A 14,910-nucleotide genomic window follows, 5' to 3' on the forward strand; every position below is an offset into this window, starting at 1 on the left:
TTGGTTCTTAAAACGAAATGTTAGCACCGATGGTCCAAGTTCTAGCTCTTGGGTAAGCAGTATAGTCAATACCAAACGATGGAATACCGTTGATAGACTTGTTGGTGCTTACTTCTGGATCTTGGCCAGTGTACTTAGTGAAGGTCATCAAGTTTTGACCTGTCAAGAATACGCGCAAGTTTGAAATAGTTTTACCACTTACTGGTACACGGTAGCTCAAGTTCAAGTTTTGTAAACGTACAAAATCACCCTTTTGCAAGAAACGAGTTGAAACGTCAGGAGCATTCAATGGACCTTCTTTGCTTGTTACCACATTCTTAGTCACGTTACGTCCGTTTGCAAATGAGCCTTTTGTAAAGAAAGCATTTTCAGTATTTGAGTAAAGGTAGTTACCAAATACACCGTTGAAGAACAAGCTCAAATCCCAATTTTTGTAACGTAAGTTGTTTGTCAAACCACCAGTAGCAGTTGGAAGTGGGCTCTTTCCGTTCAAAAATTGTTGGAAGTCACCATTAGGATAAAGCGAGTTTCCGTTTTCATCATATCCGCCGAAGTCACGCAAGAAATAAGCAAACAAAGGCTGACCAGCGGCAATACGTTGTGCAAACGCACCTGTCAAACCTTGACCGTTGATTTCACCTGTGTCAAATACCCCATTCAAGTTATTAACCATGTTTTTGTTGAAACCAGCGTTTAGCAATACTTCCCAACCAAAGCTAGTTTTGTCGATCACTGAACCTGTCAATGAAATTTCTAACCCACGGTTTTGGATGTCAGTATCCAAGTTTTTCCACGTAAATGGCGTAGGAGCTGGTTGGGCTGAAATAACGTAGAACAATAGGTCTTTGGTGTTTTTCTGATAGAAATCAATCGTTCCAGAAAGACGGTTTTTCAAGATAGCAAAGTCCAAACCTAAGTTGATAGATGAAGTTGTTTCCCATTTCAAGTTAGGGTTGTTAAATGCTACTGCGTTCAAACCACCACCTTCGATGTTATCACCACCTTGGTTGATTCCCCAGCCACTGTAACGGTCACGACGGTCATAGACGTTGTGAGGGATTGACTGGTTCCCTGTCAAACCATAGCCCAAACGAACCGCTAAGTCATCGAAGATATTCTTAGGAGCGAAGCTTTCGTTCATGATTTTCCACTTAGCAGCGAAAGATGGGAAGAAACCATATTTGTTATTGCCCCCGAATTTCGTAGAACCGTCTGAACGCAAAGTAGCTGTTAACAAATATTTGTCATTGATACCTACGTTTACACGTCCGAAATACGATTGCAATTCGTCGGTTTCTGAGCCAGAGTTGTTGATAACATTGCTACCAAATTTCCCTGCATTGGCTGATGCGATGTTGTTAATCATCAAATCTAAGTCGTTGGTACGGAAGTTAGCAGCTGCAATATTTTTAGAGTAGCGGCTAAACATCTGATACGAATAACCTAACAACGCATTGAATGTGATTTTGTTAAACTCTTTGTCGTATGTGAAGTAGTTTTCCCACAATTTGTTGTCAGTTTCGATATCCGCAACGTAAGCACGGCCGAGTTTATCAACACCTGTCAAAACAAGGTCACGAGAATAAGCTGATTTTCTTGAAGAGAATGACTTGTCAAAACCAATGACTGTTTTGAATTTCAAGTTCTTTACAATTTGTAATTCAGCGTTGATGTTACCCAAAGCACGAAGCGTGTTCGTGTTGTCTTGAGACAAGACAACCATTGCCAATGGGTTAGGTTCGGTGTTGCCTGGTTGGTTGAAAGTTCCATCGCTGTTGTAAACAGGGCGAGTTGGGTTTGCTTTCAAGATGTTACCTAAAAGGTCTCCTTCAAAACCAATGTTCTCTGAGATAGGTACGTTAGCGTCTTGGTTGTTTGAAATGTTGATGTTACTAGCGATTGTCAAACGATCATTAAGGAATTTCTTAGAACCGTTGAAACCTAAGCTGTAACGTTTGATTTCTGATTCTTTGATAATCCCTTGTTGATTCAAATAACCCAACGTAAAGCGGTAGCTTCCGTTGTTATCTCCAGCTCCGAAGGCAAAGTTGTGTTGGTTAGTATAACCAGTTCTGAACAATTCGTTTTGCCAGTCAGTATTACCTTTTTGATCTTGACCACCCGCTGCACGGTATTCATCAGCAGAAAGCAAATCGTAACGCTTTGTGAGACTGCTTGCTCCAAGTGAGTAACCGTACTCAAGCGTACCTTTACCTTTACCTTTTTTCGTTGTAATCAAAACTACCCCGTTAGCACCACGTGAACCGTAGATAGCAGTTGCCGATGCATCTTTCAAGATGTCGATGCTGGCAATGTCTTCTGGGTTCAAGAAGTTCAATGGGTTTTTAGCTGGCTGACGACCTACCCCTGAGGCATCTCCCCCCGAAGAAGTGTTGTCACCTGCCAAAGGTACTCCGTCGATAACGAACAATGGGTTGTTACCACCAAATACAGAAGACGTACCACGGATACGAACGTTGATACCACCACCTGGCTCACCGCTTGACTGAGTGATTTGCACCCCAGCTACGCGTCCTTGCATCAATTGTTCTGGTGATACTACAATCCCTTTTTGGAAGTCTTTTGCACCAATAGCGTTTACGGCACCAGTCGCATCTTTTTTCTTGACTGTACCATAACCCACTACCACTACTTCATTCAGGACTTTGTTGTCTTCGAGAAGCGTTACATCGACAACTGAGCGGGTACCAACCGCAATTTCTTGGTTTGAGTAACCTACGTAACTAAATACGAGTGTAGCGTTCGTAGGAACTGCAACTTTGTAATTTCCATCAACATCCGTACTCGTACCGCGTTGAGTTCCTTTTACTGCAACTGTTACACCTGGCATTCCTGTGCCTGTTCCATCTTTTACTTTACCAGTGACTTGTCTTTCCTGAGCTTGGATTCCCAAGAAGGCCACTGTGAACAAAACTGTCATGGCGATTTTACCAAGGACAGCAAACTGACGAGCGAGTAAAACTCGCCCTACAGAAGGGAAACTGTTCATCATAGGTTTAAAATTGTTTTGTGAATGATTACCTGTTTGGTCCAGTCACTTGGAAGGACTCACTACAAGGTATTTTGGATTGTTCCAAGTATTTCTTGTCCGCAAGTAACCTAACCAGAGAGCAAATTACAATAATAAATTTCTATAATGCAAATTTTGAAAATTAAAAAGGAATAGCCTTTTTGGGTAATAGTGGAGTAAGTTGTACTTTTAAAAGTAGGCAAGGCTATTTTCATGGTAAAAATTTTAGATACGGCCTGCTTTGCCTAACTTTGCACGACATAACTTAAATCTCTCATTATGAAATTTTTCATTGATACTGCTAATTTGAAAGAAATTCAAGAAGCGTATGATTTAGGCGTTTTGGATGGTGTAACCACTAATCCATCGCTTATGGCCAAAGAAGGAATTACGGGAAAAGCGAATGTAATTGCGCATTACAAAGCGATTTGTGACATTGTGGACGGAGATGTGAGTGCGGAAGTGATTTCGACCGATTTGGAGGGGATGCTTAAAGAAGCGAGTGAGCTTATCGAAATAGATGACAAAATCGTGGTGAAAGTGCCAATGATTAAAGACGGAGTGAAGGCAATTAAAGCGCTTTCTGACCGTGGCATTCGTACCAACTGTACCCTTGTGTTTTCGGCAGGACAGGCGTTGTTGGCCGCCAAAGCGGGGGCATCTTACGTTTCTCCTTTTATCGGTCGTTTGGACGATATTTCAATGGACGGTATGGAGTTGATTGAGCAGATTGTGGGTATTTACCAAAATTACGGATTCACTACGGAAGTATTGGCTGCGTCGGTACGCCACCCAGTTCACTTGTTAAAATGTGCGGAACTTGGCGCGGATGTCGTAACTTGTCCACTCAGTGTTATTACATCGTTGTTGAAGCACCCACTTACTGATATTGGATTGGAGAAATTCTTGGCTGATTACAAAAAAGCAAACAATAATTAGCAGTTAGCCAATCAGCAGTCAGCATACAATTCCACTCGCTGACTGCTGATCGCTACTTACTGACCGCTAACCACTGCAAACAAATGACCGCATTTTCTTCGGAACCCATCATTAAGCTTGAAGGAGTAGATATATACCAAAACGGCAACAAGTTGGTATTGTCGGATGTCAATTTTGAAATCAACAAAGGCGACTTTGTGTTTCTTATTGGCCGCACAGGGAGTGGCAAAAGTTCGCTATTAAAAACCCTATACGGTGACTTGTGGCTTGAATCGGGTAAAGGAAAAGTGGTAGGATATGAGTTGCAAAAAATGAAACAAGCAGAAGTGCCGTTTTTGAGAAGAAAACTGGGCATTGTGTTTCAAGATTTTCAATTGTTTTTTGACCGCAACGTTGAAGAAAACCTAGAGTTTGTTCTTCGTGCGACGGGCTGGACGGATAAGTCGGCCATTAAAACACGGATTTCGGACGTGCTAATGCAAGTGGGGTTGGGCACGTCTCCCAAAAAAATGCCACACCAACTTTCGGGTGGAGAACAACAGCGCGTGGTGATCGCCAGGGCCATGCTCAATGAGCCCCAAATTTTACTTGCCGATGAGCCTACAGGAAACCTCGATCCAGAGGTAGGAGAGCAAATCATGCAAGTCTTCCAAACTATCAATACTGCAGGTACGGCTATTTTGATGGCTACCCATAATTATGACTTCCTAAAAAAATATCCTGCTCGGGTGGTTAAATGCGAAAATGGAGCGGTGACTGAAATTAAGTAGCGAAGCCCGCAAAATTTTATATTGCTACGAAAAATACAAAATTTTATCTCTCATTTGTCGTTTATTCGATAAATAGTCTTACTTTTGCCAAAGTTTTACTGCACGAACACGCTCGTTCGTCTCTGCGATTTTTTGTGTTAGGGTTTACCCCTTCTTTTCGTCCTCAGAAAATACACGCAGGCCATCTGTTATATCCTACAGAGACTCTTCGGGCTGCAGTGCTTTTTTAGCGAGTATTGAGTATTCAGTTTGTGGGTGTGGAGACGCTGTCGCGCCTGTATGTGCTGTTGTACTCTATGCTCCCAACACAATATTCAATATAAACAATACAATGCAAGAAGAAACATTAAGTTTTCAAACGTTGGGCTTATCAGATGAACTGTTACAAGCAACCAACGAAATGGGTTTTGAAAAACCATCTCCTATTCAAGCACAAGCAATTCCCCATCTTTTACAAGGACTAGACGTTATCGGACAAGCACAGACAGGTACAGGTAAAACTGCGGCCTTCGGTTTGCCAGCGCTAGAGCTTGTTGACGTTACTGAAAAACACACTCAGGTACTTATTTTGTGTCCAACGCGTGAATTGGCGGTTCAGGTAACCGATGAATTGCGTCGCTTGGCGAAATACAAGAAAGGCGTAAAAATTGAAACGATTTACGGAGGTGATTCGATTGAGCGCCAAATTAAAGCGTTGCGCGGTGGCGTACATATCGTAGTAGGTACGCCAGGTCGTACGATGGATATGATGGAGCGCCGCGCTTTGAAATTAGAAAAAGTAAGTTATATGGTGCTTGACGAAGCGGACGAAATGCTTGACATGGGCTTCCGTGAAGATATCGAAAGCATTTTGGAAGAAATGCCAGGAGAGCGCCAAACGGTATTGTTCTCTGCGACGATGTCAAAGCCAATTATGACCATTACGCAGAAATTTCAAAATGATCCTGTGCTCGTTAAAGTAACTCGTAAAGAAGTAACCAACGAAAATATCGAACAGGTTTGTTTTGAAGTAAAACAACGCGCAAAGGCGGAAGTAACTTGCCGTTTGATTGATTCTTACGACTTGAAACAAGTAATTATCTTCTGTAATACAAAACGTAAAGTGGATGAAATTACGGAAGATTTGATGATACGCGGTTACCAAGCTGAAGGACTTCACGGCGATTTGCGCCAAGCCCAACGTAATAACGTAATGGCCAAGTTTAGAGCAGGTACTACGACTATCTTGGTGGCTACCGACGTAGCAGCTCGCGGAATCGACGTGTCGGGTGTGGATGCGGTAATTAACTTTGACCTACCACTCGACGAAGAATATTACGTACACCGTATTGGCCGTACAGGCCGCGCGGGTCGTACAGGTAAGGCGTTGACATTGGTTGCAAAAGACGAAAAATTCCGCCTTCGCCAAATCGAAAGTTATACAAAAGTTCGCATCGAAAAAGGAGTAATTCCTACGTTCGAGGACATTGTGGGCGTTCGTAAAGCACGTTTTATCGAACAAGTAGAGAAGGCAGCTACCGAAGGTGATTTGGACATCTACAGCGATATGCTCACGATGTTGCACCATACGACTGGCCTGAGCACTGAAACGATTGTAGCCGCTTTGGTGAAAATCAACATGGGAGTGCAGAAAAGCGAATTTGCTGATACTGACTTGGCATGGGACGAAGACCGTAAGTTTAAAGATAGAAATGGCGCACGCGATGACCGTGGTGGACGTTTCGAAAAACGTGGTGAAGGTAGTGGGCGTTTTGGCGACCGTGACCGTGGTGGTCGTGGTGGCGACCGCGATAGCCGTGGTGGTGACCGTCAGAAACGCAATGACCCAGGTATGATTCGCTTGTTTGTGAGCGTAGGTCGCAAAGACCGTGTTCAACCTCGCGACATCGTAGGTGCTATTGCGGGTGAAGCAGGCATCCCAGGCCGCGTGATTGGTTCTATTGACATTTTTGATGCGTATTCGTTTGTTGACGTTCCTGAGCGTGATGCTCGTCGTGTGGTAGAAGCCATGAGTGGTAATACCATCAAAGGAAAACCAGTGAATATCGAAGTAGCACGATAAATAAAAAAGTAATCATTGGCAGTTCACAGTTTACAGTAGCTCAATATATTGTAAATTGTGGACTGTTTTGTTTTGGGGTATTTCTCAAACTATTTTGTTTCATACTTGGTTGAGTAAATTAGCGCACGCAGTTACTCACAGCCGCGTGAAGTTGCTAAATTCCCATTCGCAAGAAAAATATTAAGGTGTTATGTTAGAAAGACCGATAACCGATTGGTTGCCCATTACAAAGAAAGAGGTTGAAAAACGGGGCTGGGACGAAGTGGATGTCGTCATTGTATCGGGAGATGCGTATGTTGACCACCCTGCTTTTGGAACAGCCGTAATTGGCCGAATTATCGAAAGTGAAGGCTTTCGGGTAGCGATTGTGGCACAGCCCAACTGGAAAGACGATTTGCGCGATTTTAAAAAATTCGGACGACCTAAGTACTTCTTTGGCGTTACGGCGGGTTGTATGGATTCCATGGTCAATCACTATACGGCCAACAAACGCCTTCGTTCAAACGACTCATATACGCCTGGTGGTGAAGCTGGATTTCGACCTGACTATGCCACGACCGTTTATTCCAAAATATTAAAACAACTCTATCCCGATGTTCCTGTACTTATCGGAGGGATTGAAGCATCGCTTCGTCGGGTGACGCATTATGATTATTGGCAAGACCGCCTGATGCCAACGATTTTGGCTGATTCACAAGCTGATTTGTTGGTTTATGGGATGGGGGAGCAGCCCTTGCGGGAGATTTTGCGTCGTCTGAAAGACGGATACGATTTTTCGGGATTACGTGACATTCACCAAGTGGCTTATTTGCAAAAAGCATCCGACGAACTGCCTACGTGGAACGAGTGGGAAACAGTTGAGCTGGCAAGCCATGAGGTATGTTTGCAGGATAAAATCAAGTACGCAGCTAACTTCAAAATTGTAGAAGTAGAATCCAATAAGTGGCAAGCCAATCGCATTACGCAGTTGGTCAATGAAGACGTTTTGGTGATAAATCCACCATTTAAGGTAATGACCGAAACCGAAATCGACGCCTCTTTTGATTTGCCTTACACGCGTTTGCCTCACCCGAAATACAAAAACCGTGGGCCGATACCTGCCTACGACATGATTAAGTTTTCGATAAACATGCACCGTGGGTGCTTTGGAGGTTGTAGCTTTTGTACAATTTCAGCCCACCAAGGTAAGTTTATCGCTTCACGGAGTGAAAAGTCGATTTTGAAAGAAGTGGACGAAGTAACGAAACACCCAGAGTTTAAAGGATACCTTTCGGACTTGGGCGGGCCTTCGGCAAATATGTACCGCATGAAAGGCAAAGATGAGTCGATTTGTGCGCGTTGTACGAGCCCAAGTTGTATTCACCCCGTCATTTGTACCAACTTAGACACCTCGCACAAGCCCATTACGGAACTTTACCGCAAAGTGGATGAGCATCCTAACATCAAGAAGGCGTTTGTCGGGTCAGGAATTCGGTATGATTTGCTAGTCGATGATTTTAACAAAAACAACAAAGACGGCAACCACGACGAGTACATGGAGCAGCTGATTACGCGCCACGTGTCGGGTCGGTTGAAAGTAGCGCCTGAGCATACATCGGACGATACGCTGCGTGTCATGCGTAAACCATCGTTTAAGTATTTCAAACTTTTCAAGAAAAAGTACGATCAGATTTCAGACAAGCACAACCTCAAACAACCCTTGATTCCGTATTTTATCTCTTCGCACCCAGGCTGTGAAGAGGCGGATATGGCTAATTTGGCGGCCGAAACGAAAGAACTGGGTTTTCGTCTGGAACAAGTACAGGATTTTACCCCAACTCCGATGACCGTTGCGGAAGTAATTTATTACACAGGAGTGCATCCCTATACGTTGAAGCCTGTTTTTACGGCCAAAACCCGCGAAGAGAAGCAGAACCAAAATCGCTTCTTCTTCTGGTACAAGCCAGAGTACAGAGATTTGATTCGTAACCGTCTCAATAAGCTAAAGCGCCCTGATTTGGCCAATCGCCTTTTGGGGGGAGGAAATGCTAAAAAGAAATAAAGACGTTAGCTCTTCTTCAACGAAATCACTTCGCTGTAAGCTTCGTTAAGGGCAGTAACCATTTTATTCCATTCAGGGAAACTTGATTTTTTGACCAAAAGCGAGTTCAACGTCCATTGACTGCGAACCACGATTTGGTCATTTTTTTGTTCATAACTCAGTTTAAAACCAAAGTCAGGGTGCGAAAACGACGCATTGGTAGGAAGGTTGGTTACGGTATATCCTTTTGGAATAGGCAAAATCGTTACCATGTCTTCGATATGCGTAAACTCATGTTTCCAGTCGTTTTTGCGACTTTCTTCTTGGCGTTTATCAGCCCAAGGACGCGTCAAATGAGGGTTAATAAAAAGCTCACCTGCGGCTTCCTGAACGTAATCAGGCACCGAAAAGGCGTATTGAAGACGAACAGGTACGTCACGGTCTTGAAGTCCTGTGACTACATTTTTTAACAAGGCGCATTTGTTAGAACCTCGACTGAGTACGTTTTTGTAGTATTCGTCGCGCTGTGGCTCCGAACGGTACTGGACGGCCGATTTAAGCGATGTTTTCCATAGTCCTTGAAAAGTCAAGGTGCCGTTTCCTTTCAATGTCTTTCCATCAATCGAAAGTACCATTGAGTCCACTTTGGTATTTTGATTGGCAGGAACAACGGGCACAGGAACGATTTCATACTTGTCTTCCGAAGTCATTATTAAGGCTTCTTTGCCTTGGATGTGCGAGGTCGGAAGTCCGAAGTCGATGCGGTCGTCGGTGGCGTCTAAAAACTGCCATTTCCCTTGCCACTTCACCGCTGCAATCATGTGGTTATCCACGCTCATAGAAGGATTTTCGGCATATTTGTAGGGAATATCACGGGTGCCAATCCACACCAAATACGACGGCACTCCTGCCAAATTGAGCATCGACGAAGTAAGGCTGGCCATGTCTTTGCAATCACCGTAGCGTTTTTGACAAACATCGTTGGCCTGACGAGGAATAAATCCTCCAAGCCCTTCTTCAAAGGCAATGTATTTGACGTGGTCCTGCACCCAATAATAAACCGACCGAATTTTTTCCACTTCGCTTTTTCCACGCGTCAACGAATCAGTAAGGGCTTTGAGCTGAGAACTGGGCTGCTTGTTTAAGTCTTTGACCAAACTTTTGTAATAATTAAAGAGCTTCTGAACGTCTCCCAATACCTCCTTTGTTTGTCCATTGGCGGTATAACTTTCGATAAATAAAAATACCTGTGGCACGTAATGACGCAACGAAAGCGATTCCGTTTCCAGAGGCGATGCTTTTAAATTTTGTGCTTTCCACGTATAAACCGTTTTGCCATTTTGGGTTGTTTTGGCAAAAATAATCCCCTTCATATCGCCGTAGGTTTTGTAGGAAACTTTCACTGAAGCGGGAAATGAAACCGAAAATTCGCTGTTGATGACAGGTACATAATTTCCAAAAACAAAGCCCGAAAGCATATAAGGGCTTTTGACTCTTTCGGTATAGGAAACGGTGCCAATACCTCCTTCTTTGGCGCCTGGAAAGGTGAATTTTTTGACCTGCATGTCGTCAAAAAAGATGCCTCCTCCTGGGCTGGGGCGTTCGGTCTTGATGTCGGTGACGGGGGTACGATTATAACCCGATTTTTCGGGAATGTATGAGACAGCATCAAGGTCTTTAATTTCTTGAAAAGCGTCTGAAAAGTAAATACGTTCGTCGGCAAAAACGCTGGCTCGTTTGTCCAAAAATACGCGGTCTTCCTGGTGAAACACGTCGATTTGAAGTTCCCCATTCACAACCTCGATGGCTACTTTTTCGGAGCGATTGAGGTAGGCCATTTCATCGTTAGGAAACTTCGCTTTCAATTGCGATAAGTTGACTTTAGGCTGAGCTACTGCCGAAAGATGAGTGACGAGCAGGGCAAAAAAGAAAAAATGAAACGAAACCTTGAAATTCACCAACGCAAAGCGCATCATACGAGAAGGAATTAGTGTAGTTTCCAAATAACGGAAGGTTGGAAATAAAAGTTTTATTTTGCTGTCTTTATTGTGTTACTCACGGGAGCACGTTTATTTTGTAACAATGCCGCACGAAACTGATAAACTAACAAACTCCTCGCCCGAAGAACTAGAACAGGTGCTTCGGCTACCCAACTTGCTGCGCGATTTGTTGCTACAACTCATAAAAGACTTCCAAACGGCGCAGTTACCCTTAGAACTCGACATCGACGAACGCTATTCGTTTGAAGAGTTGCGTGAATATTTGGCCCAAAAAATAGACGAGCATTTAAAAAAAGGAGGAACCCTAAAATACCTCCTGAATCGAGTCGATTTGACCGAAAAACAAATTCATCGTGCCATTCCAACCGCGATTCATGCTAGTTTACAACTACTTGCCGAATTGATTATCAAGCGCGAACTTCAAAAAGTGGTGATTCGGTATTGGTATCGACAGAGTGAGGAGAAAGAGGATTAAAACTAGAAATTTTTAAATTTTATTGAACATTAGTACTTTTGTGGGTGTTAAACCGACACATTTAACCTGTGAGGAATGAGTAACCGTAATGCGTCTTTGGCGCTTGAGTTGACAACTACTGTTGACGACGAGCGTCCTGTATTTATTTCTGGTAATTTTTGTGAGTGGTATCCTGATATTGAACGTTATCAGATGCAAAAGGTAGGAGTAGGAAAGTATCATTTTCAATTTCCCCCCGATTTTCACTTCGAACAACCCATTGAGTACAAATATACCCGCGGTGGCTGGGACCAAGTAGAGCTTGATGCCTTTGGCGAAGCGCCCCAAAATCGCCGTATTAAAGGTAAAAATACTACCCAAAAGGATTTTGTACCTCACTGGCGCCGCGATGGTCGTGCGTTTGATGTGACGTACGTGCCTACGATTCAGACCGTGGCGGAAGATTTTGAAATACCTCAGCTGGGAAAAAAACGCCGTATTCGTATTCTCCTCCCGCACGACTACAGTACTTCTACCAAACGCTATCCAGTATTGTACCTCCAAGATGGGCAAAACCTTTTTGGTGATGGTTCTATTTTTGGAAATTGGGAAATAGATAAGCGCATGGCAGTACTGGCCGAGCAAAACAAAGGCGGTATTATCATTGTAGCCATTGACCACGGAGATGAAGACCGTTTGCACGAATTTGCACCCTATACGCACCCAAAATTTGGCAAAGGAGCGGGGAAAAAGTACGCCAATTTCATCGTTCGTACCCTTAAACCGTACATTGATAAAAATTATCGTACCCGTACCGAGCGCCAATTTACGGGCATCGGTGGCAGTTCTATGGGGGGCTTAATAAGCATATATGCAGGCTTAATGTACCCCGAAACGCTAGGCCGACTCATGATTTTTTCGCCATCGCTTTGGGTGTCGGATAAAATTTATTTTGACTCCATCGAATTCTTTAACCCCTTGGAAACCAAAATCTACGTCTATGCGGGGGGGAAAGAAGGACGCTATATGATTCCGAGCGTGGAGCGCCTGAAAGAGGCGATTGAACGGCAAGGGTGGAACAACGAACGACTTCAATTTAAACTATCACTTGACCCCGCTGGCGAGCATACCGAAATGCGCTGGGGCAAAGAGTTTCCAAAGGCCGTAGAGTGGCTCTTTGGCTGATAGATAGCCCATTATCAATCATTTTGGCACTTTTATTGCTGTATCTGAGGAAATTTTACCCATTTCTTTGGATACAGCGATTTGTCGTTTACGGCGACATTCGAAAAACTCGGTGCCAGTAATGCTAGTTGTCAGGAAAAATTTATTGTGGGGTTTGCTATTGCTGGTGAGCAGTGTATATGCTCAATATCCGCTATTATTGAAAGATATTAATCTTCAGGCAGATCCGCTTGCTACTTCTGCGACATTGGGAAGTGACCCGCGCTTTCTTACCAATCACAACGGAATCCTTTATTTTACGGCCAAACAAAACGGCTCGACCGTGGGGTTGTGGAAATCGTCGGGAAGAAATGCAACTACTGCCAAAGTGCTGGATTTGCCAGGCACGGCCTACTCCCTCACGAGTGTAGGAAGCTCACTCTATTTTGTGGCGGATCAGACAGGTTACGGCTACGAACTTTGGAAATCTAACGGCACGGCCGCAGGTACGACCCGCGTGAAGGACATCAATGACGGTCCGCTGGGAAGTATGCCAAGTGGTTTTACGAACGTAAATGGAACGCTTTATTTTGTGGCAACTACCGCAGGGGCAGGAAGTGAACTCTGGAAGTCGGGAGGTACGGATGCCACCACGGTCATTGTCAGAGACATTGTGACGGGGGCAGGAAGCTCAAATCCTCAACAATTGACCAACGTCAACGGAACATTGTATTTTGTGGCAAACGACGGCGCTAATGGGTACGAACTTTGGAAAACCAACGGCACGGTGGCAGGAACTACTTTGGTCAAAGATATTAATGCAGGAATAGGAAGCTCGAATCCTCAGTATCTCACCAACCTGAACGGAACGTTGTATTTTACGGCAACCAATGGCGCCAATGGCTTTGAATTGTGGAAGTCGGACGGGACGGCTGCGGGGACGGTACAGGTAAGGGATATTTGGAGTGGTTCGATGAGTGGAATGCCGCACTATTTGACGGCGCTTAGTAGCACGCTTTATTTTGCAGCTAACGATGGACAAACGGGAATCGAACTCTGGAAGTCGAACGGGACAGCGGCGGGGACAGTGCTCGCCGTAGATATTCAAACAGGCAGTGGAAGCAGCGACCCCCGAAACCTCAAAGTGCTCAACGGGCTGCTTTATTTTTCGGCGACTAACGGAGAGGCAGGCCAAGAACTTTGGCGTTCGGACGGAACGGCGGCTGGGACAAAAATGGTGAAAAACATTCGCGTTGGGGGAGAAGGTTCTAACAGTACGCCGTCGATGTTTAACCTCCGAAAAGGGATTGTGTATTTTACAGCCTACGATGATTTTGGGGGAAGAGAACTTTGGCAAACCGATGGCACCGAAGCGGCGACTAACGTATTGGAGTTGTATTCGGGAACAACGGGAAGTGGAATAAGTAACCTTACTGTGTTGGGTGATACCCTGTTTTTTACGGCAGATGATGGCAAAAAAGGGAGTGAAATCTGGAAAATAGAAGCATGTATGCCGCTTCGAGTGGCATCGGATACCACAATTTGCCACAAAGGCCCGTTGTCATTGCCTGCACAAGTCGCAAACTATGGCAGCTTTACAAACCCGATTTGGCGGAAAGGCTCATACGACGGCCCTATTGTGACAAACCCAACGAGTGTTATGCTCGACAGTTTGGTCACTACTTTTTACCTTGAAGCACAATATACCACTGGTTGTACAAGTACAGCTAAGGTGACGTTCCGAACCATTTCTATGCCCGAGAGCGTAGGAAGTATTCGGGTACTGTTAGAGGGAGCCTACCGCAATGGAATAGGCTCGATGACAACAATACTCAACCAACAGGGGTTATTGCCAGGACAAACGCCCGTTAGTCCACTTGCAACCAAAACACCAGCGGGACAACCATACGTGGGAGCACCTTGGTATTACATGGGCAACGAAACGGTATCTGCCTATGACCCGTCGGTCACGGATTGGGTGCTGGTTTCGCTACGAACGGATCCTGCAAATCCTGCTACTACGGTTTTTAAAGCAGCTGCCTTACTTCAAAACGATGGCTTAGTGCCTAGTATTCAGGGCTGCCCAAGTCGGTTAAAGGAATACACGAATTATTACGTGGCGGTCGAACACCGTAATCACCTGCCGATTGTGGCGGCCACGCCTACACTTTTTGTAAACGGTGGGTTTTTCTATGATTTTGGTATAAATCAATCATACATCCCTGCCAATGCCCCCGCGGTTGGACAAAAGATGCAGGATACGCGCTACATGATGTACGCAGGTGATATTGTGAAGGGTACAAGCGCAGAAATTAATGCAAATGATATGACCGTTTGGACGCAAACCAATGGCTCGTTTGGAAAATACTTGGTAGGAGATATCAACCTCGACGGTGAAGTGAATGCACTTGACAGAATTTTGTGGATAATCAATAACGGTTTGTTTTCGGGGGTAAGGTTTTAATTTGAA

Annotated in this window: 9 protein-coding genes; 7 read left to right on the forward strand and 2 right to left on the reverse strand. The window is 44.4% G+C overall.

Features of this window, described 5'->3' with window-relative positions:
• Positions 1–7: 7 nt before the first annotated feature.
• A complete protein-coding gene (locus AC23P2_RS08465) occupies positions 8–3,013 on the reverse strand; it encodes a SusC/RagA family TonB-linked outer membrane protein (RefSeq protein WP_487772785.1) in 3,006 nt (1,001 codons plus the stop codon).
• A 297-nt stretch (positions 3,014–3,310) separates the two neighbouring features.
• Here AC23P2_RS08465 and fsa point away from each other — a divergent pair, with 297 nt between their 5' ends.
• The 4 genes from fsa to AC23P2_RS08485 all read left to right on the forward strand — a co-directional run bounded on the left by fsa (position 3,311) and on the right by AC23P2_RS08485 (position 8,843).
• On the forward strand, positions 3,311–3,970 hold the full coding sequence (gene fsa, locus AC23P2_RS08470) for a fructose-6-phosphate aldolase (RefSeq protein WP_028524978.1): 660 nt from the start codon (positions 3,311–3,313) through the stop codon (positions 3,968–3,970).
• An 83-nt stretch (positions 3,971–4,053) separates the two neighbouring features.
• Positions 4,054–4,740 carry a cell division ATP-binding protein FtsE gene (locus AC23P2_RS08475; protein WP_487772786.1) on the forward strand — a complete coding sequence of 229 codons (687 nt, stop codon included), beginning with the start codon at positions 4,054–4,056 and terminating at the stop codon, positions 4,738–4,740.
• Between the two features lie 331 nt (positions 4,741–5,071).
• Positions 5,072–6,802, forward strand: coding sequence for a DEAD/DEAH box helicase (locus AC23P2_RS08480; RefSeq protein WP_487772787.1), 1,731 nt, complete (start codon positions 5,072–5,074; stop codon positions 6,800–6,802).
• Positions 6,803–6,992: 190 nt separating this feature from the next.
• Positions 6,993–8,843 (forward strand): YgiQ family radical SAM protein, encoded by a 1,851-nt coding sequence (locus AC23P2_RS08485; protein WP_487772788.1) that lies wholly within the window; start codon positions 6,993–6,995, stop codon positions 8,841–8,843.
• A 5-nt stretch (positions 8,844–8,848) separates the two neighbouring features.
• Here the strand turns inward: AC23P2_RS08485 and AC23P2_RS08490 are convergent, their stop codons facing one another.
• Positions 8,849–10,825, reverse strand: coding sequence for a DUF3857 domain-containing protein (locus AC23P2_RS08490; RefSeq protein ID WP_487772789.1), 1,977 nt, complete (start codon positions 10,823–10,825; stop codon positions 8,849–8,851).
• Between the two features lie 79 nt (positions 10,826–10,904).
• On the opposite strand from AC23P2_RS08490, the gene AC23P2_RS08495 reads away from it, so the two are divergent.
• The 3 genes from AC23P2_RS08495 (at position 10,905) to AC23P2_RS08505 (ending at position 14,904) form a co-directional block, all read left to right on the forward strand.
• Positions 10,905–11,297 (forward strand): hypothetical protein, encoded by a 393-nt coding sequence (locus AC23P2_RS08495; RefSeq protein WP_487772790.1) that lies wholly within the window; start codon positions 10,905–10,907, stop codon positions 11,295–11,297.
• A gap of 75 nt (positions 11,298–11,372) precedes the next feature.
• Complete coding sequence (locus AC23P2_RS08500) at positions 11,373–12,461, forward strand: alpha/beta hydrolase (RefSeq protein ID WP_487772791.1); 1,089 nt, start codon at positions 11,373–11,375, stop codon at positions 12,459–12,461.
• 121 nt (positions 12,462–12,582) lie between these two features.
• Positions 12,583–14,904, forward strand: coding sequence for an ELWxxDGT repeat protein (locus AC23P2_RS08505; RefSeq protein ID WP_487772792.1), 2,322 nt, complete (start codon positions 12,583–12,585; stop codon positions 14,902–14,904).
• The last annotated feature ends 6 nt before the right edge of the window (positions 14,905–14,910 follow it).

It is taken from the genome of Runella sp. R0.1_18, assembly GCF_057652155.1.

Bases quoted from the DNA above. Each gene is read 5' to 3' on its own strand.
- AC23P2_RS08465 (WP_487772785.1), bottom strand. From the start codon at position 3,013: ATGATGAACAGTTTCCCTTCTGTAGGGCGAGTTTTACTCGCTCGTCAG.
- AC23P2_RS08495 (WP_487772790.1), top strand. From the start codon at position 10,905: ATGCCGCACGAAACTGATAAACTAACAAACTCCTCGCCCGAAGAACTA.
- fsa (WP_028524978.1), top strand. From the start codon at position 3,311: ATGAAATTTTTCATTGATACTGCTAATTTGAAAGAAATTCAAGAAGCG.
- AC23P2_RS08485 (WP_487772788.1), top strand. From the start codon at position 6,993: ATGTTAGAAAGACCGATAACCGATTGGTTGCCCATTACAAAGAAAGAG.
- AC23P2_RS08505 (WP_487772792.1), top strand. From the start codon at position 12,583: ATGCTAGTTGTCAGGAAAAATTTATTGTGGGGTTTGCTATTGCTGGTG.
- AC23P2_RS08480 (WP_487772787.1), top strand. From the start codon at position 5,072: ATGCAAGAAGAAACATTAAGTTTTCAAACGTTGGGCTTATCAGATGAA.
- AC23P2_RS08500 (WP_487772791.1), top strand. From the start codon at position 11,373: ATGAGTAACCGTAATGCGTCTTTGGCGCTTGAGTTGACAACTACTGTT.
- AC23P2_RS08475 (WP_487772786.1), top strand. From the start codon at position 4,054: ATGACCGCATTTTCTTCGGAACCCATCATTAAGCTTGAAGGAGTAGAT.